Source organism: Caviibacterium pharyngocola (assembly GCF_002795405.1).
GTDB classification, from domain to species: Bacteria; Pseudomonadota; Gammaproteobacteria; order Enterobacterales; family Pasteurellaceae; genus Caviibacterium; species Caviibacterium pharyngocola.
In genome coordinates this window covers 62,519-85,251 of record NZ_PHGZ01000013.1, presented here as the reverse complement: position 1 = coordinate 85,251, position 22,733 = coordinate 62,519, and the positions used below count along the sequence as shown (strand labels likewise).

The 22,733-nt window shown below is 43.2% G+C and carries 28 protein-coding genes and 1 other annotated feature; of the genes, 9 read left to right on the top strand and 19 right to left on the bottom strand.

Going from position 1 to position 22,733, the window contains the following annotated elements:
- Positions 1-4: 4 nt before the first annotated feature.
- The 9 genes from ccmD (at position 5) to CVP04_RS05780 (ending at position 6,153) form a co-directional block, all read left to right on the top strand.
- Positions 5-208: a heme exporter protein CcmD gene (gene ccmD / locus CVP04_RS05820; protein WP_100296578.1), complete on the top strand. Its 204-nt coding sequence runs from the start codon at positions 5-7 to the stop codon at positions 206-208.
- On the top strand, positions 205-726 hold the full coding sequence (ccmE, locus tag CVP04_RS05815; protein WP_100296577.1) for a cytochrome c maturation protein CcmE: 522 nt from the start codon (positions 205-207) through the stop codon (positions 724-726). Before ccmD ends, ccmE begins: the two co-directional genes overlap by 4 nt.
- Positions 723-2,672: a heme lyase CcmF/NrfE family subunit gene (locus CVP04_RS05810; RefSeq protein WP_100296576.1), complete on the top strand. Its 1,950-nt coding sequence runs from the start codon at positions 723-725 to the stop codon at positions 2,670-2,672. Before ccmE ends, CVP04_RS05810 begins: the two co-directional genes overlap by 4 nt.
- 141 nt (positions 2,673-2,813) lie before the next feature.
- Positions 2,814-3,362, top strand: a complete 549-nt coding sequence (locus CVP04_RS05805; protein ID WP_100296575.1) for a DsbE family thiol:disulfide interchange protein — start codon at positions 2,814-2,816, stop codon at positions 3,360-3,362.
- Positions 3,362-3,835 (top strand): cytochrome c-type biogenesis protein, encoded by a 474-nt coding sequence (locus CVP04_RS05800; protein ID WP_100296574.1) that lies wholly within the window; start codon positions 3,362-3,364, stop codon positions 3,833-3,835. Before CVP04_RS05805 ends, CVP04_RS05800 begins: the two co-directional genes overlap by 1 nt.
- A 4-nt stretch (positions 3,836-3,839) precedes the next feature.
- Entirely contained in the window at positions 3,840-4,733 is an 894-nt protein-coding gene (gene ccmI, locus CVP04_RS05795) for a c-type cytochrome biogenesis protein CcmI (protein WP_100296573.1), read from the top strand.
- A 117-nt stretch (positions 4,734-4,850) separates the two neighbouring features.
- The gene (gloA2, locus tag CVP04_RS05790; protein WP_100296572.1) at positions 4,851-5,246 is read left to right on the top strand and encodes an SMU1112c/YaeR family gloxylase I-like metalloprotein; all 396 of its coding nucleotides are present in this window, start codon (positions 4,851-4,853) and stop codon (positions 5,244-5,246) included.
- Between the two features lie 20 nt (positions 5,247-5,266).
- Positions 5,267-5,824 (top strand): DUF8095 domain-containing protein, encoded by a 558-nt coding sequence (locus CVP04_RS05785; protein WP_100296571.1) that lies wholly within the window; start codon positions 5,267-5,269, stop codon positions 5,822-5,824.
- A 20-nt stretch (positions 5,825-5,844) separates the two neighbouring features.
- Positions 5,845-6,153, top strand: a complete 309-nt coding sequence (locus CVP04_RS05780) for a YajG family lipoprotein (protein ID WP_100296570.1) — start codon at positions 5,845-5,847, stop codon at positions 6,151-6,153.
- Between the two features lie 194 nt (positions 6,154-6,347).
- On the opposite strand, the gene hda is transcribed toward CVP04_RS05780, so the two are convergent.
- The 19 genes from hda to hisG form a co-directional block, all read right to left on the bottom strand.
- Entirely contained in the window at positions 6,348-7,046 is a 699-nt protein-coding gene (gene hda / locus CVP04_RS05775; protein ID WP_100296837.1) for a DnaA inactivator Hda, read from the bottom strand.
- A gap of 92 nt (positions 7,047-7,138) precedes the next feature.
- Positions 7,139-8,386, bottom strand: a complete 1,248-nt coding sequence (locus CVP04_RS05770; RefSeq protein WP_100296569.1) for a nucleobase:cation symporter-2 family protein — start codon at positions 8,384-8,386, stop codon at positions 7,139-7,141.
- Between the two features lie 102 nt (positions 8,387-8,488).
- Entirely contained in the window at positions 8,489-9,115 is a 627-nt protein-coding gene (gene upp, locus CVP04_RS05765) for a uracil phosphoribosyltransferase (protein ID WP_100296568.1), read from the bottom strand.
- 334 nt (positions 9,116-9,449) lie between these two features.
- Positions 9,450-9,902, bottom strand: coding sequence for a DIP1984 family protein (locus CVP04_RS05760; RefSeq protein ID WP_100296567.1), 453 nt, complete (start codon positions 9,900-9,902; stop codon positions 9,450-9,452).
- 11 nt (positions 9,903-9,913) lie between these two features.
- Positions 9,914-10,417 carry a chorismate--pyruvate lyase family protein gene (locus tag CVP04_RS05755; RefSeq protein ID WP_100296566.1) on the bottom strand — a complete coding sequence of 168 codons (504 nt, stop codon included), beginning with the start codon at positions 10,415-10,417 and terminating at the stop codon, positions 9,914-9,916.
- Positions 10,418-10,456: 39 nt separating this feature from the next.
- Positions 10,457-11,068, bottom strand: coding sequence for a bifunctional phosphoribosyl-AMP cyclohydrolase/phosphoribosyl-ATP diphosphatase HisIE (hisIE, locus tag CVP04_RS05750; protein WP_100296565.1), 612 nt, complete (start codon positions 11,066-11,068; stop codon positions 10,457-10,459).
- A 5-nt stretch (positions 11,069-11,073) separates the two neighbouring features.
- The gene (locus CVP04_RS05745; RefSeq protein ID WP_133118476.1) at positions 11,074-12,162 is read right to left on the bottom strand and encodes an AcrVA2 family anti-CRISPR protein; all 1,089 of its coding nucleotides are present in this window, start codon (positions 12,160-12,162) and stop codon (positions 11,074-11,076) included.
- Positions 12,163-12,216: 54 nt separating this feature from the next.
- On the bottom strand, positions 12,217-12,990 hold the full coding sequence (gene hisF, locus CVP04_RS05740) for an imidazole glycerol phosphate synthase subunit HisF (protein ID WP_100296563.1): 774 nt from the start codon (positions 12,988-12,990) through the stop codon (positions 12,217-12,219).
- Positions 12,972-13,718: a 1-(5-phosphoribosyl)-5-[(5-phosphoribosylamino)methylideneamino]imidazole-4-carboxamide isomerase gene (gene hisA / locus CVP04_RS05735; RefSeq protein ID WP_100296562.1), complete on the bottom strand. Its 747-nt coding sequence runs from the start codon at positions 13,716-13,718 to the stop codon at positions 12,972-12,974. Before hisA ends, hisF begins: the two co-directional genes overlap by 19 nt.
- A 15-nt stretch (positions 13,719-13,733) precedes the next feature.
- A complete protein-coding gene (gene hisH, locus CVP04_RS05730; RefSeq protein ID WP_100296561.1) occupies positions 13,734-14,327 on the bottom strand; it encodes an imidazole glycerol phosphate synthase subunit HisH in 594 nt (197 codons plus the stop codon).
- A gap of 29 nt (positions 14,328-14,356) precedes the next feature.
- A complete protein-coding gene (locus CVP04_RS05725) occupies positions 14,357-15,010 on the bottom strand; it encodes a hypothetical protein (RefSeq protein ID WP_243385116.1) in 654 nt (217 codons plus the stop codon).
- Positions 15,011-15,085: 75 nt separating this feature from the next.
- Positions 15,086-16,180 (bottom strand): bifunctional histidinol-phosphatase/imidazoleglycerol-phosphate dehydratase HisB, encoded by a 1,095-nt coding sequence (gene hisB / locus CVP04_RS05720; RefSeq protein WP_100296559.1) that lies wholly within the window; start codon positions 16,178-16,180, stop codon positions 15,086-15,088.
- A 16-nt stretch (positions 16,181-16,196) separates the two neighbouring features.
- The gene (locus CVP04_RS05715) at positions 16,197-16,841 is read right to left on the bottom strand and encodes a hypothetical protein (protein WP_100296558.1); all 645 of its coding nucleotides are present in this window, start codon (positions 16,839-16,841) and stop codon (positions 16,197-16,199) included.
- Between the two features lie 54 nt (positions 16,842-16,895).
- Positions 16,896-17,951, bottom strand: coding sequence for a histidinol-phosphate transaminase (hisC, locus tag CVP04_RS05710; RefSeq protein ID WP_100296557.1), 1,056 nt, complete (start codon positions 17,949-17,951; stop codon positions 16,896-16,898).
- Positions 17,952-17,970: 19 nt separating this feature from the next.
- Positions 17,971-18,333, bottom strand: a complete 363-nt coding sequence (locus CVP04_RS05705; protein WP_100296556.1) for an MmcQ/YjbR family DNA-binding protein — start codon at positions 18,331-18,333, stop codon at positions 17,971-17,973.
- 8 nt (positions 18,334-18,341) lie between these two features.
- Positions 18,342-19,331, bottom strand: a complete 990-nt coding sequence (locus CVP04_RS05700) for a virulence RhuM family protein/type II toxin-antitoxin system death-on-curing family toxin (protein WP_100296555.1) — start codon at positions 19,329-19,331, stop codon at positions 18,342-18,344.
- A gap of 149 nt (positions 19,332-19,480) precedes the next feature.
- Entirely contained in the window at positions 19,481-20,182 is a 702-nt protein-coding gene (locus CVP04_RS05695; RefSeq protein ID WP_100296554.1) for a B3/B4 domain-containing protein, read from the bottom strand.
- Between the two features lie 37 nt (positions 20,183-20,219).
- Entirely contained in the window at positions 20,220-21,506 is a 1,287-nt protein-coding gene (gene hisD, locus CVP04_RS05690) for a histidinol dehydrogenase (RefSeq protein ID WP_100296553.1), read from the bottom strand.
- Positions 21,507-21,634: 128 nt separating this feature from the next.
- Complete coding sequence (gene hisG, locus CVP04_RS05685) at positions 21,635-22,534, bottom strand: ATP phosphoribosyltransferase (RefSeq protein WP_100296552.1); 900 nt, start codon at positions 22,532-22,534, stop codon at positions 21,635-21,637.
- A gap of 30 nt (positions 22,535-22,564) precedes the next feature.
- Positions 22,565-22,690: a sequence feature (His leader region), on the bottom strand.
- Between the last annotated feature and the right edge of the window lie 43 nt (positions 22,691-22,733).

Below are 22,733 nucleotides of genomic sequence, written 5' to 3'. Positions count from 1 at the left end.
AAATATGTTTTTTGCAACTTGGAACGATTTTTTTGAAATGGGAGGCTACGGTTTTTATATCTGGCTTTCTTACGGCATTTCGTTTTTCGCCGTTTTATTTTTAATTATCCAAAGCGTTCAAGCACGCCGCGCCGTCTTACGCGAAGTGAAACGCGAATTGGCACGCGAACAACGTCAACAATCGACAAAAACAAAGGAAACCCTATGAATCCGAGACGTAAATCCAGATTATCCGTGATTATTTTCGTTTTAGTCGGCATTACGATTGCCGCGTCTTTGGTGCTGTACGCTTTGCGCCAAAATATCGATTTGTTTTACACGCCGTCGGAAGTGATTTACGGTAAAAACGATGATCCGAGCACCAAACCCGAAGTGGGACAACGTATTCGTATCGGCGGAATGGTGGTGGAAGGTACGGTGGAACGCGATCCGAAAAGCTTGAAAGTCAAATTTGATCTAAACGACATCGGCCCGTCCGTCACCGTTGAATACGAAGGCATTTTGCCGGATTTATTCCGTGAAGGACAGGGCATCGTGGCGCAAGGCGTGTTGAAATCCCCGACCGTATTAGAAGCCTCCGAAGTATTGGCGAAACACGATGAAAACTATGTGCCGCCGGAATTGGACGCGCAAATGCAAAAAGTGCATAAACCGATGGGCGTTTCCGATTTAAAAACTGAAAGCGAACGTGATCGCCAAACCAAAGAGCAAGAAGGACAACAATGATCGCAGAATTAGGCAATTATGCGCTGGCGCTAAGTTTGGCGGTGTCACTATTACTGACGATATTTCCGCTATGGGGCGCGGAAAAGGGCAATGCGCAGCTAATGTCCTTAGCCCGTCCGATGACATACGGATTGTTCGTCAGTTTAAGCGTTTCCTTCGGTGCGCTTTTCTATCTTTTTGCCACAAACGATTTTTCCGTGCAATATGTCGTGAATAATTCCAACACGGCGCTTCCGCTGCAATATCGCCTTTCCGCCGTTTGGGGATCGCACGAAGGATCGTTATTGCTATGGATTTGGTTGCTCACCTTGTGGGGTGCCGCCGTGGCGTTATTCAGCAAGCAGCTGCCGCAAGAAGCCGTGGCGCGCGTGCTAGGAATTATGGGCTTAATCAGCATCGGTTTTCTGGTGTTCATTCTGTTCACCTCCAATCCTTTTACCCGCACTTTCCCGAATTTTCCGGTGGACGGCAGAGAACTCAATCCGCTATTACAAGACGTCGGCTTGATTTTTCATCCGCCGTTGCTGTATATGGGCTATGTAGGATTTTCCGTCGCTTTTGCGTTCTCCATCGCGTCACTGATTAACGGCAAATTAGATACCGCGTGGGCAAGATGGTCGCGCCCTTGGACAATGGCGGCGTGGATTTTCTTAACGCTCGGTATCGTGCTCGGATCTTGGTGGGCGTATTACGAACTCGGTTGGGGCGGCTGGTGGTTTTGGGATCCGGTGGAAAACGCCTCGTTAATGCCTTGGCTTGCCGGAACCGCTTTGTTGCATTCTCTCGCCGTCACCGAAAAACGCGGTTCCTTTAAAGCTTGGACGGTTTTATTGGCGATTTTAGCCTTTTCTCTTTGCTTGCTCGGTACGTTTTTAGTGCGTTCCGGTATTTTGGTTTCGGTGCACGCCTTCGCCTCGGATCCGACCAGAGGATTATATATTTTAGCCTATTTAATCGTCGTAATCGGCGGTTCCTTAGCGCTGTACGCTTATAAAGGCTCACAAATTCGTTCACGCGATAATGCCGAACGTTATTCGCGCGAAAATATGTTATTGCTGAATAATATTTTATTAATGACCGCACTTGTCGTGGTATTCCTCGGTACGCTATTACCTTTAGTGCATAAACAACTGGGTTTGGGTACTATTTCGATCGGCGCGCCGTTCTTTGATCAAATGTTCTTAATCATTATGACGCCGTTTGCGTTCTTATTGGGTATCGGGCCTTTAGTCAAATGGCGTCGCGACGAATTCAGCACGATTCGCTTACCGGTGGTTATCAGCTTGATCATTATGCTCGTCAGCGGTTTCGCGCTCCCTTATTTCTTGCAAAACCGCCTGACGGTCAGCGCGGTTTTAGGCACAATGATGAGCGTTTTTATCGTTTTGTTAGCATTGTACGAATTACATCAACGCGCCGCTCATCGGCATAATTTTTTCACCGGTATCGGCAAACTTTCTCGTTCCCATTGGGGAATGGTCTTGGCGCATTTGGGCGTGGCGATGACGGTTTGGGGAATCGCATTCAGCCAGAATTACAGTATCGAACGCGATGTGAGAATGCATATCGGCGAAACCATCGATATCGCCGATTATCAATTCACCTTCCAAGGTATTAGCGACGCGAACGGCGCGAACTATTTGGGCGGCAAAGCACAAATCGACATTGCCCGCAACGGTAAGCACGAAGCGACATTATTCGCGGAAAAACGCTTTTACACCGTCAGCAAAATGACTATGACCGAAGCGGCGATCGACTGGGGTTTCTCGCGCGATCTATATGTTGCCTTGGGCGAAAGCCTCGGCAACGGCGCTTGGGCGCTACGTTTGTATTATAAACCGTTTATCCGCTGGATTTGGTTGGGCGGATTATTTATGGCGTTCGGCGGCGCATTATGTTTATTCGATCGACGCTACCGTTTCGGCGCATTATTAAAAAAATCCTAATCGGAGCAAAAATGTTTCAACACACAGATCCTCACAAGAGCGAGGCCCTATGTGTTGCTCTGAATTAGAAGAGGTTATGTCTCTTCCAATTAAATTATCCGCGATAAATGACTGGGGTTTCAACCATAAGGTAAATATTTGATGAATAAGAAACTTTATATTCCGTTAATTCTTTTCTTGGCATTGGCACTGACGTTTTTCGTCCAGCTGCAACGCAATGCGCAAGGTGATGATCCGAAAGCTTTGGAAAGCGCCTTAATCGGCAAATCCGTGCCGACAAAAATGTTGACGGATTTGTTTGATCAAAACAAAGCTTACGACAATACGCTGTTTCAACAAGGTAAACCGCTGTTAGTCAACGTGTGGGCGACTTGGTGCCCCACTTGCTACGCCGAACATCAATATTTGAATCAGCTGGCAAAACAAGGCGTTACCATTATCGGCATCGATTACAAAGACAAATCCGACAAAGCGATTAAATGGCTTAAAGATTTGGGGAATCCTTATCAAACGGTAATTAAAGACGAAAAAGGCGCTTTCGGTTTGGATCTCGGCGTGTACGGCGCGCCGGAAACCTTTATCGTTGACGGTCAAGGCGTGATTCATTATCGCCACACCGGTGATGTCAACGAAAGCGTATGGCAGGAAAAATTGTTACCGATTTATCAAACACTGGCGGAGAAAAAATAATGAAAAAAATCACCGCACTTTTTTTCTTTTTCATCCATTTTTCTGCCTTTGCCGCGATTGACGCGTTAAATTTCGCCTCGCCGCAGCAAGAAAACGATTATCACGCGTTAACGCAAGAACTGCGTTGCCCGCAATGTCAAAATAACAATATCGCCGACTCCAATGCAACGATCGCCGTAGATATGCGGGCTAAAGTGTTCGAACTTTTGCAAGAAGGCAAACAAAAGCAGGAAATCGTGGATTATATGATCGCACGCTACGGTCATTTCGTGACCTATAACCCGCCGCTCACCGCCGCCACGCTTGCATTGTGGGTCGTGCCGGCATTGTTGGTTTTATTCGGTGTAGTGATGATTTTTCGTCGCAAACCGCACCAAGCACAGACGTCGCAAAGTGCGGTGAATTTCGAGCAAGAATCACTAAGCGAAGCGCAGCGACAACGTTTAAACGCGCTTTTGAAGGAGAAGGAATAACAAAATGTTTTTTTGGCCGAGTATTATTATTTTAACCTTCATTGTCGCCTTTATTTGTTTTTATCCACTTTGGCGCAATCGTGTATCCCGCGCGGAAACACAGCGCGATGCGCTCAATAAAGCCTTTTATTTCAATCGCTTGCAAGAATTGGAACAAGAAGCGCAACAAGGTCTATCCGACGATGTCAATCAATTTAAAACCGAATTGCAACAAACCTTATTAGACGATATTCCGGAAACCCGAACCGTTTCGACACCGACGGCAAAACCCTACGGCAAAATTTGGGCATTATCCGGATTTGTAGCGTTGCTGATTCTTGCCGGTTCGGCTTATATGCCAATCGGTGCGTGGAAAACGGAAATCGCTTTGCAAAAAAATCTCGAAAACTTACCGCACTTTTATCAACGTTTAAAAGAAGAACAAACTAATCCGCTCAATGATCAGGAATTACAACAATTTATTACTGCTTTACGGCTTAAATTGCAAAATGATCCGCAAGACGCAGAAGGCTGGTGGTTGCTCGGTCAAAGCGCAATGGCGGCGGATAACGGACAACTCGCTGCCGACAGTTATGCTCGCGCACACCGTTTGGCACCGGAAAATACGGAATATCAACTCGCCTACGCGCGAATTTTAATGTATTCCGAAGATCAGAGCGATAAACAAAAAGGCACGGAATTGTTAAAAGAAGTTCTGCGCAAAGATCACACCAATATGCACGCGCTTAATTTGCTCGCCTTCCGATATTTTGAAACGGAAGACTACAAAATGGCGTCGGTGACTTGGGCGATGATATTGCGTTTAATGCCGGAAAACGATCCGCGCGTGCCGTTAATCGAAAAAAGTATTCGCGCGGCGCGTGATGCCTTGGAAGAACAACAAAACAAACAAAATTAGATAAATTTTAATAAATCGGTCAAAATCGATTTGACTATCGGATAGAAGAACAAATTCTACTCAACTTATTGAACGAAAGCTGATATACTCTTCAGATTGTAAGGTTAAGGAACGAAAATGAACTCGCCGATTTTGGGATTTCATCATATTGCGCTGATTGTGTCCGATTATGCGAAATCGAAAGATTTTTATACGCGGATCTTGGGCGCGCAAATTATTCAAGAAACCTATCGTCAAGAACGAGACAGTTATAAGTTGGATTTGCGCTTTCCCGATAACAGTCAAATAGAATTGTTTTCTTTCCCCGAACCGCCGCCGCGCCTCACCTCACCGGAGGCGTGCGGATTACGCCATTTAGCATTTAAAGTCAATAATATAGAAAATGCCGTCTGCTATTTACAGCAACAAGGTATTCAATGCGAAGCGGTGAGAATTGATAAATTAACGGGTAAACATTTTACTTTCTTCCGTGATCCCGATGATTTACCTTTAGAGTTTTATGAAATTGAATAAAATAGTCAGAGTCAACACAAATGAAAAAGAACAATTTAATTATTGCGATCACTTTCTGTCTCGTCTCTAGTCAATGTTTTGCGCAAGCCGCGCAAAGCGCAAGCCATTCTCAATTATTTAAGCAAGTCGAACAGAAAAAAGAGGTGAAAAATCAAACTTATTTGAGTAAAGACGCTCACGCTCAGTTAAATCCGGACGACAGTAAAGATGCGGAAAAATTAGCCTCCAGCATTGAATTTGAGATTTACGAAATCGGCGAAAATAAAATGGCGCATACGGTTTATCAATCCGGCGCAGGGATTTGCAACGGTTATCAATCCGCATTGGGTGTCGATATTACCGATTCCAGAACTTATTACATTAATCAAGACGAAAACGAATATTACGCCAGCATTGCCGGCGCAACGGTTTATTCGAAAAATGATCCGGATAACGTACAATATGCGCCGGTTTTTAATATCAAAAATACCGATGTAGCAAAACAAGTTCAAGAAGAAGAACAACTATACGGTAAAAAAATGGCGACGCAAAATATTCAAAAAAGCGCAAACGTACTATCCGGTACGATTTGCAAATAATCACAACCTAAGGAACTTTTATGAAAAAATATCTTTTAACTGTTGTCGGATTGGCAATGTTATCCGCCTGTAGCGCACCGCCGCAACAAACAGCATCGGCACCTTTGGACACCAAAACCGTCGAAGAATACAAAAAGAACGTATATAGCGGCAATACGGTCAGTGCGGCACAAAAACAACAAGCGCCGACCACGGTGGAAATGCCGTTGAACGCCAGCGATAACGGCGGCAAAAAAATCGCACGCTATACGCAAGAACCGCGCATTATTCTAGCGCCGAGCGTCGGCTACGGTTATTATCGAGGTCATCGCCACTGGCATCATTGGTAAACAAATATTGAAAGACCGCAAAAGTGCGGTCTTAGACTGATGACAAACCTGATGTAAATCATATTTTATGCGTAGGATGGGCTTCAGCCCATCAAAAATATAATTATTTCAATATGATGGGCTAAAGCCCATCCTACTTATATACTTTGTCAATAAACTAAGACCGTTAAAAGTACGGTCTTTTTTGTCCGAATTTATAATTTTAAAATTTCTTTTACGAACGGAATGGTTAATTTTCGTTGCGCTTGTAGCGAGGCTTTATCCAACTTCGATAAGACATCAAATAAGGTTTTCATATCACGATCCAAGCGTTTTAATAAAAATGCGGCGGTTTCATCCGGCAGTTCTAGCCCGCCTGTATAGGCTTTTTTTTGTAGCACGGCGATTTTTTGTTCGTCATTTAGCGGAGCCAACTGATAAATCTCGCCCCAAGACAAGCGCGACGCCAAATCGGGTAATCGCACGCCGAGCGCGTTCGGCGATTGTTCCGCACTGATTAACAATAAGGTCTTACCCGTTTCACGAATGCGATTGATTAAATCGAAAATCGCCAATTCCCATTCCGCTTGCCCAATAACCGTATGAATATCATCCAGACAAACCAGTTCTTGACGTTCCAAATCTTCTAACACGGCGGGAGAAAAATATTGCGATTTGGCTAAAGGCACATAAATCGAGGCGCGCTGTTGCGCCAAAAAATAATGCGAACAGGCTTTTAATAAATGGCTTTTTCCACAACTTTTCCCGCCCCAAATATAAAAGAATTGCTGCTCAAGGCGCGTGAAATTATTATGCAACGAGCCGAGCAACAATCGATTATTCTCCGGATAGAAATTTTCTAAGGTATCATCATCCGGTTGATAAATGGGTAATGGAAGCTGAGAATTGACCAACAAATCGTTCCCTAAAAAACAAGAAAGTGCGGTAAGAATATACAAAAAAAAGAGGGATAAATAAACCCTATCCCTCTTTTTTATTGAAAAAACTACTCTTCAGGTTGATTAATCGCTTTTGGTAACACTAAGTTTAATAAGATTGCTACCACAGCGCACAAGCTGATGCCTTTTAAGGAAATTTCGCCGAAATTAACAAACATTCCGCCGATACCGAATGTCATTACCACAGAAATAATGCACAGGTTACGCGCTTCGGTAACATCCACTTTACCGCGAATTAAGGTACTCATTCCCACAACGGCGATGGAACCGAACACTAACATCATAATACCGCCCATTACAATGGTCGGAATGGTGGATAGGAAGGCGCCAACTTTACCGCAGAAGGAAATGGCAATCGCCCAAACCGCCGCCCAAGTCATAATGTTCGGATTAAAATTGCGTGTCAACATTACCGCGCCGGTCACTTCCGCATAGGTGGTATTCGGTGGACCGCCTAAAAATGATGCGGCGGAGGTAGCAATACCGTCACCTAATAATGTGCGGTGCAAGCCCGGTTTTTTGAGGAAATCTTTACCGGTAACGGAACTGATCGCCATAATGCCGCCGACGTGTTCAACCGCCGGTGCGATGGCGATTGGCAATAAATACAAAATCGCTTCCAATTTAAATTCCGGCGTGGTGATATTCGGCAAGCTGAACCAAGGCGCATCGAGTACCGGTTGGAAATTGATTAAGCCTAAAAATAGACATAGTACATAACCGACGGCAATACCGAACATAATCGGAATAAGTTTCATCATTCCTTTAGAGAACACAGCAACCGCTAAGGTGGTTAATAAGGTTACCATTGAAACCAACACCGCATCGTTATAGTCGTAGTTGCTGCCTTTTCCTAATGCCATATCAACGGCAACCGGCGCCAAGCCCATCCCGATAATAATAATCACCGGGCCGACCACTACCGGCGGAAAAATGCGTTGTAATGCCCCCGCACCTTTTAATTTCACCAAGGTACTTAACGCAACATACACCAAACCAGTGCATACCAAGCCACCCATTGTTACCGCAATGCCCCAAGTGGCGACACCGTATTGGATCGGCGCGATAAAGGCGAAGGAAGAGGCGAGGAAAATCGGTACTTGTTTGCCGGTACATAATTGGAATAATAATGTTCCGATACCTGCGGTTAATAATGCCGTATTGGCGTCCAAACCGGTAATTAACGGAACCAATACCAATGCGCCGAAGGCGACGAATAACATTTGCAAACCGACAAACGCCTGTTTGGCTTTGCTTTGCACCTCGTAAGGCGCTTGTTGATGATTTTCTGTCATTTAAGTTTCAACTCTCTGTCTGAATTAACTTGAAAGTGCGGTCTATTTTTCAATAAAACGCACCGAAAAAAACGGCATTAAATGCCGTTCTATCTTTTGGATTTATTTCGTACCAAAAATCTTGTCGCCCGCGTCACCCAAGCCCGGAATAATATAACCGTGCTCGTTAAGATGTTGATCGATTGATGCGGTATATAATTCAATGTCCGGATGCGCTTTTTCCAATGCTGCAATACCTTCCGGTGCGGCAACCAACACTAATACTTTAATTTGTTGGCAGCCTTTTTGTTTTAATAAATCGATTGTCGCAATCATTGAACCGCCGGTCGCAAGCATCGGATCCACCACGATCGCCAAACGTTCGTTTAAATCACTGGCAAGTTTTTGGAAATACGGCACCGGTTCTAAGGTTTCTTCATTACGATACATTCCGACCACGCTGATTCTGGCGCTCGGAATATGCTCCAACACACCGTCCATCATTCCCAAGCCTGCACGCAAAATCGGCACGACCGTCACTTTTTTACCTTTAATCCGATCAACTTCCACCGGTCCGCACCAACCGTCGATAATCACTTTTTCGGTTTCTAAATCTTCCGTCGCTTCATAAGTTAATAAACTACCGACTTCCGTCGCCAATTCGCGGAAATGTTTGGTACTCACGTCGGCGGCACGCATTAAACCCAATTTATGTTTTACTAACGGATGTTTGACTTCGACAATCTTCATTTTATACCCCTTATTATGAATTAAACGATGTGAGGAAAAATTCCAAATCGGCAAATTTTAAATCAGAACACCGAAAATTAACAGTCATTCGTCACAATTTTCCGCGAAAAATTTAAAAGTGCGGTGATTTTTCCGTTTTTTTATAATGATATGAATCCCCAACCCGCCCTCATTTTTATTTCAATCAATACTTGGTAATACAATATACGCTTTCATTTTTACACCTTAACTTATACGGGGCGACACGGTTCGTGAATGGACTGCCCTTCGTCCTCATTATTGTGCTAAAAGCAAAGTTAGCATTCGCCTTGAAATAAAAATTACACCTTATTTTTTATAATTCGTTCAGCCAATTTGCTTGCTGAATTAAGGTATCCAACTCGCGACAAGTTCTTGCCGTGTTGTCCGCCTGTTTGCGCAGATCTTTCACATCCACCGCCGCCAACATTTTTATTTCGCTGCGGCTATAGCGGGATTGTTCGGGAATCGCGGCGTTAGCTAATGCAGTGAGCATCGAATGCTGCGCTTTTAAACGATCGCGCCGTGCTAAGGCTTTAATCATCGGCATACCGTCTTCAAGCACAAGCCGATTATTCGCCGAATTGATTTGCACGATTAAATTTTCCAAGCGATTGGCGGTTTGCTGATATTCCGCCAGCAATTCCGTCGGATTTTCTAACGGTGCTTCGCCTTCTTGATATTGTGCATTTTGTTGTAAACGTTGAACTAATTGTTCTAAGCGGCGTTGCAAATCCGCCCGTTCAATTAACGCTTCCGCTAATTTCATCCTTTTCCCCTTTATTGAAAGATAAAGTCAGTTAAAAATAATTCTTTGATTTCAATCGGATAACCTTTTAATAATAAATCCGAACGACGCGCATATAATCCGCTGGTAGGATCCTGTCGCCATTGCAAACTCACGCGAGTCGGATTCTGCGGAAAAAGCCAAAGCCCGATCGGTCGTTCGCCCAAATACAGCACTTCACCGGCAACCTGACGAACGGTCGATTCCGGTAAGTCGGTTCGGGCAAAAATCCAATTTTTACCGTCGCCTTGTAGCATCACCTCGCGACGCCAAACCGATTTCTCAGAAAGTGCGGTCGGTTTTTGATCATTTTTTTGCACCCAACCTTGAAAAATCACTTTCACGCTTAATTGCGCGCCGGTTTCGTATAATTTTTTCGTCAAGGAGCCTTGATGCAACAGCCATTGCGCCTTTTCCGGCGAAAGAAAAGAACCGGTCGTCCGCCAATCTTGGGCGGATAACAAGGTTCTATAAAGTGAAAAATCGGGTTCTGTCATTGTGCGGCGCCTTTGTGTTTACGCCATTATAACACTAAACTATTTTGCGTGGCGTTCTTTTAGTTTACCGATAACATCCGCCCAAGATAAATCCGCATCTTGCAATAACACGGTTAAATGATACGCTAAATCCGCCGCTTCGCAGATGGTTTCATTGCGATCTTTCACCGTCGCCGCCAATGCGGTTTCCACGCCTTCTTCGCCGACTTTTTGTGCAATTCGCTTGGTACCGCGCGCATACAAAGACGCTGTATAAGAACTTGCCGGATCCGCGCCTTTACGCGCATTTAACAAACGTTCCAATTTACTGAAGAAAACCCAATCCGGTTCCGTTTGTCGTTCGAATTGATGAAAACAGCTTTCCGCGCCGGTGTGACAGGTTTCACCAATCGGATTCGCGAGGATCAATAAAGTATCATTATCGCAATCCAAGCTCATATCCGCCACATTTAAGAAATTACCGGAGGTCTCACCTTTTGTCCAAAGCCGCTGTTTGGTGCGCGAGAAAAAGGTCACTTTTTTCTCCGCCAACGTTTTTTCCAAGGCTTCTTGGTTCATATAGCCCAACATCAGCACTTCGCAGGTTTGAGCGTTTTGGATGATTACAGGGAGTAGTCCGTTGACTTTTTTCCAGTTAATTTGGTTTTTCATATTATTTAGCCTTTATCTTGTAATTTAATAATTTTACCTAACATTTCTCCACCTTCATTAACAATAGTTGGAGCAATAAAAACAACTTTTCGCAATAAGTTATTTTTTCCATAAGGTTGATTACGAAAATGCCCTCTTCTAAAGTGAGTTGATAATATTTTTCCTGTAGTTAAAGCCTTTGCTAATAAATTAGCTTCTTTAGTTTTAGCAAAATTTTTACCGACATATAGAACTTTAGAATAACCAGCTTCCAGCAAACCCTTTTCTAGATTTTTTCTTTCATTAACATTATTTCCTTTTTCTAATCTTAATGTTTTTTCTATTGGTGTATCTTTATTCCAATCTTCAATAACATCATTGTTCTGACTGTTAATATAAAGTATTAAATTAACAACTAAAGGGAATAATTTTAATATTTCTTCACTTTCTAACTTTTCTTTTTGGAGATGTAGCTGGGTATTTTCATTATTTAATGTCCCATTTCTTTCTGCTATAGAATATTGAATGTAAAAAGATGATGTTATCTCATTTTGAAGTATATCTTTTATAATTGAATTTGGTTCGCTAATATCCAACTCACAGCTACGTAATTTATCTCCGCATATTTTATCTCGACGTAACTGACTTAATGATGTTTTATTTTTTGCATAATTTTTATAAACAAAATAAAACCAAATAGTATCTTCTTCACCATTAACATCTTCAGATGATATATACTTATCAACATATACCCCATCAAATAAACTAGAGTATTCTCCTAGTTGGATATAGAAAGTACTATACGGTAAATTAAGAGTAGAGCAAGGAATATCTAACTCTGTAATAGATAGGGCTTCAAAAAGTATTTTGTCTAGTTCATAAATAATTCTTCCACTAGCTAAAAATCGAGTAAATATGTCTATGTTTAAGATTAACTCTAGATTATCTCCATTTATATTTTTATCTATCCAATTCCCTACAAATTGATAGCAATCTTGTTCTTTATTGATTATTTTCTTTTTGGCTACATTAAACATCTCTTGTAAAAAAGAATAACGAGCTTCAAATCTAATAGGACCATAACTGCTTTTTTCTGTAATACGTATTTTGCTCATAATATCTCCCATTATGGTAATAAATATCCACGATCGTACCATCACCTATTTGAGCTATTTGCGAATTTCCACACTTTCTCTCGCCAAATACTCCTTCAACTCCCCAATATCAATAATCCGCTTATGAAACACACTCGCCGCCAATGCACCGTCTACATTCGCTTTCACAAAGGCATCACGGAAATGCACCATCTCTCCAGCTCCGCCGGAGGCGATTAAAGGCACGTGGCATACTTCACGCACGGCGTTGAGTTGCACTAAATCATAGCCTTTACGCACGCCGTCTTGGTTCATCATATTCAGCACGATTTCGCCCGCACCGCGTTGTTGCACTTCTTTCACCCAGTCGAGCAGCTGCCAGTTGGTTTGGCGGGTGCGTTTTTCATCGCCAGTATATTGGTTTACCCAATATTTGCCGTTTTCCGCTTCAAACCAGCTGTCGATTCCTACCACAATGGCTTGCACGCCGAAACGTTCGGCAAGGGCGGTGATTAAATTCGGGTCGGCAAGGGCAGGGGAGTTGATAGAAATTTTATCCGCCCCGAAAGCGAAAATTTGTTCCGCATCTTCAATGGTTTTAATCCCGCCAGCAACGCAAAACGGAATATCGATCACTTCCGCCACACGTTCCACCCAGCTTTTATCCACGGTTCGACCATCACTAGAAGCGGTGATATCGTAGAATACCAATTCGTCTGCCCCTTCTTCCGCATAGCGTTTTGCAAGCGGTACGATGTCGCCGATAATTTCGTGATTGCGGAATTGCACACCTTTTACCACTTGCCCGTCACGCACATCTAAACAAGGAATTATCCGTTTTGCCAACATTCAATCGCCTCCGCTACATTAAATTTACCTTCTAACAACGCACGTCCGACAATCACGCCCGCCACGCCCGTACCTTTTAATGCCGCAATATCAGAAAGTGAACCGATACCGCCAGAAGATTGGAAATCCACCTGCGGAAATTTGGCACAGATTTCTTGATAAAGCTGCACGTTTGAGCCGGCAAGGGTGCCATCACGGGAAATATCGGTGCAAAGAACGTGTTGAAGACCAAAAGTGCGGTAGTTTTCTACCAAGTTTTCCAAAGTGAGTGGGCTAGTTTCTTGCCAACCTTTAATTGCCACTAGCTTTTGTCCGTTTTCAATCCGCACATCTAACGCCAGCACAAATTTTTCCGCGCCATATTTTTCAAACCAACCTTGCACCATCTGAGGTTCGGTTACTGCTGTTGAGCCAATCACTACACGATTTGCCCCCACCGCCAGTAAATCCGCCACATCTTTTTCCGAGCGAATACCACCGCCCACTTGGATTTTGCTTTGGGTCGCTTCAATAATCTTGCCGATTAACGCTGTTTGGCGCTTGTTCGGATCTTTCGCACCAGTTAAATCCACCAAATGCAACTGCTCCGCCCCTTGTTGAATATAGCTTGCGAATTGCTCGATAGGATTATCGCTATAACTAGTCTGCTTGCCGTAATCCCCTTGGTGCAACCGCACTACTTGTCCGTCAATCAGGTCAAGGGCTGGGATAATGATTGATTTTTTCATTGTGCTTTTCCTGTATTAAATATTTTCCACAAAATTTCTTAACAACTGTGCGCCAGCCTTGCCTGAACGTTCCGGGTGGAACTGCACGCCATAGAAATTCTTATGTTGTAATGCTGCGGAGAACAGCACGCCATAATCCGCAGTCGCAATGGTATTTTCATTCGGCAGAACGGCATAGCTATGCACAAAATAGAAATAGCTACCTTGTTCAATATCGGCAAAAAGCGGGTGATCCGAGCGATATTCCACTCTATTCCAGCCCATATGCGGCAAAGGTAAACCGTTATCAGGAATTAACTCCGTACGACCGTTCATTAAATTCAATGTCGGCACATTGCCTTCGGTGGAATATTCAGTCATCAGCTGCATACCCAAACAAATGCCAAGCATTGGTTGGGTTGCTTTGCGGATAGTTTCGATTAAATCCCGCTCCTGCAAAATTCGCATTGCTGCTTGTGCCGTTCCCACACCAGGTAAAAGCAGCTTATCGGCGGATTGGATTTTAGTTAAATCACGGCTGATTTCGGCGTTAATCCCCAAGCGGTCAAAGGCAAATTTGACCGAAGAAAGATTGGCACAGCCGGTGTCGATGATGGTGATGTTGGGCATAATTTTCCTTATTTTTAATTATAAATTTCTTAAATGTTAATCTGTGCAAATTCACTAAGTAATGAATTATGGAATTTTTTAATTCGCTTATCCATTGATTTATTATTTTCTATATAAATATTAATTTTACATTCAAGCGTTCTCATTTCATTATTATACTCTTGAATAAGATCTTCATATTCTTCCCACATTCTATTTTTATATATTTTTGTAATTTTATTAGTTAAATCCCCTTTACTTTCGTGACCAGTAAAAGGATCTAAAATCTTAGGAATAAATGCTATATTCCAAGGAGCACAAAACGCATAGGGATTTTTGGTACATCCAAATATATGAGAAACCTGAAAATTCTGTATATTTGCATTTCTTCCGTTTTTGTTAAATCCCGTCAGTTCTTGTAATAATTCCGTCGGATAACGATTATTTGTTTTATCAACGATTATTTTACAAGGGAAAAGCTCTTGATATATTTCTTGATATAAATAATTTCCTTCACCATTTCTAGCATAAGATCTAACATAAACCTCTTGACCTTCCCCTTGTATTCTTTGCTTCAAATTTACCCATTCTTTTTTTGCCCTTTCTTTAGGTATTAAAATAATGGAATCTTCAGCAAACCGAAGAAAATCTTCTATGCTAATATTAAATCGTTCAAAAAATTCTAAATATCCATCTTTCATCATAGAACTCTACAAAATTCAACCGCACTTTTAACAACAGGCACGAGTGAGACACTCGCACCATCGTTACTTTTATATTTATAGTACACCTTTCGAACTCGGCAACTCATTCCCTTCAATCCGAATACATTGTCTTAATGTACGCCCAAACACCTTAAATAAACTTTCGATTTTGTGGTGATCATTATCGCCTTTTGCTTTTAAATGCAAGGTGGCAAACATTGTAAACGCAATGGATTGGAAGAAATGTTCGGTCAGTTCGGTGCTGAAATCACCGACTTTGTCGCGTTTGAAATCGGCTTTGAATTTGATAAATGGTCTGCCAGATAAATCCATCGTGCATTCGGCTTTGCATTCGTCCATTGGTAGCACGAAGCCGAAGCGGGCGATGCCGCGTTTGTCGCCGATGGCTTGTTTGAGTGCGGTGCCAAGTGCGAGTGCGGTGTCTTCTACGGTGTGATGTTCGTCAATCCACAAATCGCCTTTGCAGCTCACGTTCATTCTAAAGCCGCCGTGGGTGGCGATTTGGTCGAGCATATGGTCGAAAAAGCCTACACCTGTGCTGATTTCGTTTGTGCCGGTTTCATCAAGCCATACTTGCACTTTAATATCAGTTTCTTTAGTTTTGCGAGCCACTTCCGCATAGCGTGGTTGGCGGTCGCCGATGTTGGTTACCGCTTCGCCAAGCAGTTTTTCGGCAATGAGATCCCAATTTAATTTTTCAGGATGATATTGCAAAGCACGAATGCCAAGATTTTCTGCCAGTTGTACATCTGTAGCACGGTCGCCGATGACAAAGCTGGTCGCTGGATCGAACAGTTGGCGGTCGATATATTTTTGCAAAAGCAGAGTTTTCGGCTTACGGCAGTTGCAATTATCTTCCGGTTTGTGCGGGCAAATTAGCACATCATCAAATTCAATACCTTGCGAATTAAACAACGTCATCATTGCATTGTGCGGTTTGTCGAAATCTTCTTGCGGAAAAGAGCTTGTGCCTAAACCGTCTTGATTGCTCACCATCACAAAGCGGTATTTGTGTTTAAGCTTGAGCAATGCAGGGATGACATTCGGCTCAAATTTGAGTTTTTCAAGGCTGTCAATTTGAAAATCGGTTTTTGGTTCGTCGATAAGCGTGCCGTCGCGGTCGATGAATAAAATAGATTGTTGTGTCATTTTGTTGTCCTATCAATTAAAAATCTACAAAAGAAATTCCTTTATTGGATAAATTTTCAACCAATTTCATTTTAAATTCATCCAATATGGTTTCATCTACGGTGGTTAAATATGGATTAATATATAATCCTAATTTTCTTATATTTTTCAATTCCAATAGTGGTTCTAAAACAGCAATAGAATTACAGGATATATCCGAGAGTATTAAATAGTCACAAGAAATATTTTTAACTGCTGATATATCTTCTAACATAGCACCATTAATCCAAAACTGTTTTAAATTCTTAAAATAAGTTAGTTCTGGAATAGATTCTATTTTTAACTGCTGAAGATCAGGCAATGGATCGGGTAGCATACAATATGTGCTGTATTCAGCTTCACCAACTTGAATTGCATTAAGGGAGAATATTAATAATAAATCGTTCTCTCTTTCCAACGTTGTTCTTCCATATTCACAGATACCTCTATAATTATTAGGACTACACATTGTAAAAAAGCCTTGTTCGTAATAAAGAAGGGTAAATACTTTCTTCCAAAAATCAGACAAGTTATTCCACCATTGTCGTTGTTCTTCACTCACTGTTTTGCCTTTTATCGCTTCTCTATCTTGGTTTATTCTTAGCTGATTTTGTCTATCCCAATCATCTTCTTCTAATTGCATTCTATATCTCCTTTGTAGCCTATTTTGATGGGCTAAAGCCCATCCTACTTGGTATTATACGATTGCGGCAATCGTTTCAACCACTCTCTGATTCTCTTCCGCCGTGCCGATACTAATCCGCACGCAATTCGCTAAACCGACAGCTTTGTGTTGGTCACGCAGGATAATGCCTTGATCCCACAGGGTTTTGAATACTTTTTGTCCGTCTTGGAATTTAACCAGCAGATAGTTGCCGTCGCTTTCAAACACTTTCTCTACAAGCGGTGAGTTTTCGAGATTTTTTTGCAATTTTTCACGCTCAGAAAGTACGTCTGCTACACGTTGTTTCATCTGTGCGATACCTTGTGGTTGCAACGCTTGGGCAGCGATGTCGGCAACAGGCACAGGCAGCGGATAAGGGGCGATGACTTTTTGCAGCACGCCGATAAGTTCTGCATTAGCAAGGGTGAAACCGCAACGTAAACCGGCAAGGGCGAAGGCTTTGGATAGGGTGCGGATAATCGCCAAGTGCGGGTGGTTTGCCAGTTCATTGACCATTGTCGCTTGCGGGCAGAATTCGATATAGGCTTCATCCACCACCACAATCGCTTTGCCTGCGGTGATTTGCAAAAGTTTGAGCAGATCCGACCGCTTGATCAACGTGCCGGTCGGGTTATTCGGACAACAGACAAACACCACTTTCACACCGTTCAGATTTTTCTCGATTTCGGCTAAATTGAGTTGGAAATCGGCTGTGAGCGGCACGGTTTTTAACGCAACGCCGCAGGTTTCTGCACTCACGGCATACATTCCGTAGGTCGGCGGGCAGTAAAGTACGCTGTCGTTCGCTTCACAAAAAGCGCGAATAATCAGCTCAATACTTTCATCGCCGCCGCGGCTGACCAGCACATTTTCCTGTTTTACACCGGCGTAATCGGCATAGCCTTGAATTACGGCTTCAGGCTGCGGATCGGGGTAGCGGTTAAAAGTGCGGTGGGTTAAATCGAAATTCGGCGAAGTCGGATATTCGTTTGCATTCAGCCACACATCGCCGTTGCCGCCTAAACGACGGGCAGATTGATAAGGGGTGAGGGCTTGGACGTTTTTGCGTGAAAGTTGTGTAATGTTCATCGTTTATTCCTGTTTTTTGTTATTTAACGGTTAAATCGTAGCTCCAGTCGATCATTTTATATACCTGATCTTCAGGAAAATTGCTGTCCAGCCTTAAACTGAACCAATGCTCTTTATTCATATGATAGCCGGGTAAAATATCCGGATCGTTTCTTAGCGAACTGATAACTTCCGTCTTACATTTCAGATTAATAATTTCAACCGTTTCATCGCCATTTAACCCTAATTTCTCGGCAGATACCTGCAAGATAAAGGCAAAAGCCTTATTTTTCTTGTTCTGATGTCGCAATGCGACCACATCAGGAAATTTTGGAAAAGGGTAACTCGGTTCAATGCCGTATTGGTTTAAAACATAGTCAAAAATGTGTTGTCGGGTAATCATTTTTAGTCCTACTTTTTCAACATATGCATAATTAAACGGATCAATGTTTCTTTTTGTTTCGGATCGCTTTCCGCCACCAACAATGTAAGTGCGGCAAGTCCGGTATCGTTAATCACGGGATTGCCTTGTTCATCAAATAGTCGCCCGTTACGGTGTAAAAAATCCACAAATAAAAATGCACCGCTGCGTTTGTTTCCGTCGGAGAACGGGTGATTCTTCACGATAAAATAGAGCAAGTGGGCGGCTTTGGCTTCAATGCTCGGGTAAGCGGGTTCACCGAAAACCGTTTGATCCAAATTGCCTAAAATGGCGGATAAGCCATCTTCCCGTTCACGCCCGAATAAATCGGATGCTTCGCCGCGGCTGACAAGCTGTTGTTTTAATTCGCTCAAGGCAGCGCGTGCAGCATCAACTGTCGGTAATATACCGCCTTGTTGTGTTCGAGGTTCGGCAAGTAAGCCTTCATCATACTGCTGTAGCCACAAAAAGGTTTGTGCATAACGGCTAACAATATCTACCAAACCGCGACCGCTTTCCACGGTTAATTCAGGGGAATGCGCCGTTTTTTGAATAAGCAGTAATGCTTGCTCTAATTCTGCCGCATTTTGTTGCAAACGTTTTTGATTTAACGCATAGCCTTTAACGAGATAATCTTTTAAGCGAGCGGTTGCCCATCGACGAAATGCTACGCCTTGTGGGGATTTTACTCGATAGCCTACGGAGATAATCATATCTAAATCATAGTGTTCGATTTCACGATTGACCTGCCTTTTACCTTCTTGGCGAACTATCCGGAAATTCCGGATAGTTAAATCTTGTTCTAATTCGCCTTCCTCAAATATATTTTTGATGTGTTCATTAATAGTACGCACATCTTTTCCAAATAGAGTTGCCATTTGCGCTTGTGAAAGCCAAACAGTTTCCTGTTCAAAACGCACTTCTACTTGTGTTTGTCCGTCTTGGGTTTGGTAGATTTCAATCGGGTTGGTCATAGTTATTTCCCTTTTTGCAACACCAACAATGTTGGCATAGCGAGTTCCGCTTTCTCATAAAGTACAAAAATATGATCGTGATAACACACTATCGTTTAACACAGGCTGCATAGTTCGAATGAGAATTTGTAAGTTGCTGATTGCAGTCATAATTATTAAACCTCTGTTTCCGGATTATTCTTGTCCACAAATCCAATCTTTATTTCTGCATTAAATTGAATTTTAAGCCATTGTGCTAAAGTTTGGGCGGCTAAACGAACTTGTTCATCATTAACCCCAACGAAACCGTCAATCGGGAAAAACACATATTCGGTATTTTCATCAATTTTGCCGTTTTCACTTTGTCGCCACGTCCAACGGCGTGTACGCACTTGATTTCCCACCGCATAAATCGCTTCACCCGTTTCGGGATTATCCGGTTCCGTCGCGCCGAAAGGCAAAAACTCATCTTGAGCAACGGCTAAACGTAGGCAAATATCCTGTTCGCTTAAGGCTAAATTATGCGTTCCCATTGGCAGAGTATAGGCAAGACTCACTGCATTATTTAAATCAACCAACGGGTTAATCGACGGCATTCCCTTGCCTTTGGCAATACGGGTAAATAAAGCTTCGATACTGCACAAAAATTTATTCGGATTGATATTTAACGCTTGAAACGCCTTGCGGTAAGGTAAAATTTCCGTGCATTCTTTCACTCTTTTATCTTTGAAACGCCCTTCCGCCTCGGAAATTGCGCGTTGCAAAAACGCCGTGATTTCAGGATAAGCTTTTTTATTATTAATGCCTTTAGCCACCACAACACCCACACATAAATCCGGCATTGCATCAAAAATCTCTGAAGAAACAATAAATTTCATATTTACATCCTTAAAATTTTGCTAGTTTCGACCGCACTTAAGCTAATTTAGCCAATCTAATACTCACCGCTTGTTTATGCGCATCCAACTGTTCCGCACTCGCCATAAGTTCAACGGTTTTAGCGAGGTCTTTAAAACCTTGCGGGGTGAGTTCCTGCACGGTCATTCGTTTGCTGAAATCCGCTAAACCAAGGCTGGAATAGGTGCGAGTATAGCCGTAAGTCGGCAGAACGTGGTTGGTACCGCTGGCGTAGTCGCCCATACTTTCCGGTGAATATGCACCTAAGAAAATTGAACCGGCGTTGTCTAAAAACGGCAATAAATCGCGCGGATTTTCCACTTGCACCACCAAGTGTTCCGGCGCGTATTCATTGCTGATCGCCACGCATTGTTGTAAATCTTCCGCAATAAAGGTACGGCTGTGCGATAACGCTTTACTGGCGGTTTCTGCACGAGGCAATAAAGCCAGTTGACGTTCTATTGCAAGCTCGGTTTGTTCGGCAAGTTTGCGGCTCGGTGTGACTAAAATCACTTGGCTGTCCGCACCGTGTTCCGCTTGGGAGAGCAAATCGCTCGCCACAAACTCAGGATCGGCATTTTCATCCGCTAGAACCAACACTTCGGAAGGTCCCGCCGGCATATCGATATTCGCACCGTTGATTAATTGACTGACTTGGCGTTTCGCTTCGGTCACAAAGGCATTGCCCGGCCCGAAGATTTTATCCGTTTTGATCACGCTTTCCGTACCTAGTGCCATTGCAGCGATTGCTTGCGCACCGCCGACGGCATAAATGGTTTCAACACCGCAAAGATCCGCCGCGTATAAAATTTCGTCGGCAATCGGCGGCGGTGAACACAACACCACTTTATTACAACCGGCAATTTTTGCCGGAATGGCAAGCATCAATACGGTGGAAAACAGAGGTGCCGAACCGCCCGGAATATATAGCCCCACGCGATTGATCGGACGCGTTACTACTTGACAACGCACGCCCGCCTGCGTTTCCACATCAACAATTTGTGGCTTTTGCGCCTCGTGGAAAAGCGTAATATTACGTTTGGCATTTTGAATCGCTTGTTTTAATTCTTGCGGAATGCGTGCGCTTGCTTGTTCGATTTGCGCTCGCGACACAATTAAATTATCCAATTTCGTTTTATCGAATTTTTCCGTCAATTCAAACAACGCCTTATCGCCTTGGCTTTTCACTAAATTAACGATATTTTCCACCGCACTTTTGATTTCGTTTGAGGCGGAAATCGCCGGACGAGTAAGGGCTTGTTGTTTTTCGATTTCGGTTAGAGTATTCCAGATTAGGGTTTGCATATTTTTTCCTTATTCTAAATTTACGTTTTATGCCTAGCACTGCGTGCTAGGTTACGCATAATGCTGTCGCGCTGCGACAGGTTGCGGAGCAACCGCACAATGCGTAACCCTATACGTCAGTATAGGGACTACTCCATCATCTTCTCAATCGGTAACACCAAAATCGAGCTGGCGCCGGCGGCTTTTAATTTTTCCATTGTTTCCCAGAACAGATTTTCTTGGCTGACGACGTGCATTGCCACTTTGCTGCCGTCTTCCGCTAAAGGTAAAATAGTCGGGTGTTCGACACCGGGTAAAAGTGCGGTGATTTCTTGTAATTTTTCTGTCGGTGCGTGTAGCATAATGTATTTGGATTCGCGAGCTTGGGAAATGCCTTGGATACGGGTGAGCAATTTATCCACAAGCGCTTGCTTGTCGGCATCTAAAGGTTCGGCGCGTTGAATTAAGCAGGCTTTGGATTGATAAATTACTTCCACTTCGCGCAAGCCGTTGGCTTCCAAAGTTGCGCCGGAGGAAACCAAATCGCAAATCGCATCGGCAAGCCCTGCGCTTGGCGCCACTTCCACCGAACCGTTCAATAGAATGCTTTTGCACGGCACATCTTGTTCTTTCATATAGCGTTTTAACAAATTCGGGTAAGATGTGGCGATGGTGGCATTGGTGAAATCTTGCACATTGCGGTAAGCGCGATCACGGTCGATGGCGAGAGATAAACGGCAGCCGCCGAAATCGAATTGACGTAATTTTTTATAGGCAACGGCTTCACCGGCGGCGAGGCGACCGAGTTCTTCCTCTTCCAGCACGTTTTCGCCGATAATGCCGAGATCCACCACGCCATCGAAAATCAAGCCCGGAATATCGTCGTCGCGCACGCGTAAAATTTCAATCGGCATATTTTCCGCATAAGCGATTAAACGTTGTTCGTTCCAGTTAATTTTTACACCGCATTGTTTGAGCAATTCGCTGCATTCTTTGGTTAATCTGCCTTTTTTTTGCATTGCGATGCGTAATCTTTTGTTGTCTGACATATTGTTTTCCTTTTTTATTTTTAATAATGATAAAAAAACCTCTCGAAAGTTATCTTCCGAGAGGTTTTCCTATTTGCTTACTGCACTTACTCGGAAGGTTATCTTCCAAGCACCACAAAACGCCTGAAAGATCAATCAGGGAAATGGTGGTGATGATGAGAAGTGCGGTTAAAATTCATTTGATTTATTCCAAAATTAA

Excerpts from the sequence above, each read along its gene's own strand:
- CVP04_RS05745 (WP_133118476.1), bottom strand. The coding sequence starts at position 12,162 with ATGAGCAAAATACGTATTACAGAAAAAAGCAGTTATGGTCCTATTAGA.
- CVP04_RS05780 (WP_100296570.1), top strand. The coding sequence starts at position 5,845 with ATGAAAAAATATCTTTTAACTGTTGTCGGATTGGCAATGTTATCCGCC.
- CVP04_RS05715 (WP_100296558.1), bottom strand. The coding sequence starts at position 16,841 with ATGCAATTAGAAGAAGATGATTGGGATAGACAAAATCAGCTAAGAATA.
- hisIE (WP_100296565.1), bottom strand. The coding sequence starts at position 11,068 with ATGAAAAACCAAATTAACTGGAAAAAAGTCAACGGACTACTCCCTGTA.
- hisB (WP_100296559.1), bottom strand. The coding sequence starts at position 16,180 with ATGACACAACAATCTATTTTATTCATCGACCGCGACGGCACGCTTATC.
- ccmI (WP_100296573.1), top strand. The coding sequence starts at position 3,840 with ATGTTTTTTTGGCCGAGTATTATTATTTTAACCTTCATTGTCGCCTTT.
- ccmE (WP_100296577.1), top strand. The coding sequence starts at position 205 with ATGAATCCGAGACGTAAATCCAGATTATCCGTGATTATTTTCGTTTTA.
- CVP04_RS05800 (WP_100296574.1), top strand. The coding sequence starts at position 3,362 with ATGAAAAAAATCACCGCACTTTTTTTCTTTTTCATCCATTTTTCTGCC.
- hisC (WP_100296557.1), bottom strand. The coding sequence starts at position 17,951 with ATGAACATTACACAACTTTCACGCAAAAACGTCCAAGCCCTCACCCCT.
- hisA (WP_100296562.1), bottom strand. The coding sequence starts at position 13,718 with ATGAAAAAATCAATCATTATCCCAGCCCTTGACCTGATTGACGGACAA.
- hisF (WP_100296563.1), bottom strand. The coding sequence starts at position 12,990 with ATGTTGGCAAAACGGATAATTCCTTGTTTAGATGTGCGTGACGGGCAA.
- CVP04_RS05755 (WP_100296566.1), bottom strand. The coding sequence starts at position 10,417 with ATGACAGAACCCGATTTTTCACTTTATAGAACCTTGTTATCCGCCCAA.
- gloA2 (WP_100296572.1), top strand. The coding sequence starts at position 4,851 with ATGAACTCGCCGATTTTGGGATTTCATCATATTGCGCTGATTGTGTCC.
- CVP04_RS05785 (WP_100296571.1), top strand. The coding sequence starts at position 5,267 with ATGAAAAAGAACAATTTAATTATTGCGATCACTTTCTGTCTCGTCTCT.
- CVP04_RS05760 (WP_100296567.1), bottom strand. The coding sequence starts at position 9,902 with ATGAAATTAGCGGAAGCGTTAATTGAACGGGCGGATTTGCAACGCCGC.
- CVP04_RS05770 (WP_100296569.1), bottom strand. The coding sequence starts at position 8,386 with ATGACAGAAAATCATCAACAAGCGCCTTACGAGGTGCAAAGCAAAGCC.
- CVP04_RS05725 (WP_243385116.1), bottom strand. The coding sequence starts at position 15,010 with ATGATGAAAGATGGATATTTAGAATTTTTTGAACGATTTAATATTAGC.
- upp (WP_100296568.1), bottom strand. The coding sequence starts at position 9,115 with ATGAAGATTGTCGAAGTCAAACATCCGTTAGTAAAACATAAATTGGGT.
- CVP04_RS05705 (WP_100296556.1), bottom strand. The coding sequence starts at position 18,333 with ATGATTACCCGACAACACATTTTTGACTATGTTTTAAACCAATACGGC.
- ccmD (WP_100296578.1), top strand. The coding sequence starts at position 5 with ATGTTTTTTGCAACTTGGAACGATTTTTTTGAAATGGGAGGCTACGGT.
- CVP04_RS05810 (WP_100296576.1), top strand. The coding sequence starts at position 723 with ATGATCGCAGAATTAGGCAATTATGCGCTGGCGCTAAGTTTGGCGGTG.
- hisG (WP_100296552.1), bottom strand. The coding sequence starts at position 22,534 with ATGTCAGACAACAAAAGATTACGCATCGCAATGCAAAAAAAAGGCAGA.
- CVP04_RS05805 (WP_100296575.1), top strand. The coding sequence starts at position 2,814 with ATGAATAAGAAACTTTATATTCCGTTAATTCTTTTCTTGGCATTGGCA.
- CVP04_RS05695 (WP_100296554.1), bottom strand. The coding sequence starts at position 20,182 with ATGAAATTTATTGTTTCTTCAGAGATTTTTGATGCAATGCCGGATTTA.
- hisD (WP_100296553.1), bottom strand. The coding sequence starts at position 21,506 with ATGCAAACCCTAATCTGGAATACTCTAACCGAAATCGAAAAACAACAA.
- hisH (WP_100296561.1), bottom strand. The coding sequence starts at position 14,327 with ATGCCCAACATCACCATCATCGACACCGGCTGTGCCAATCTTTCTTCG.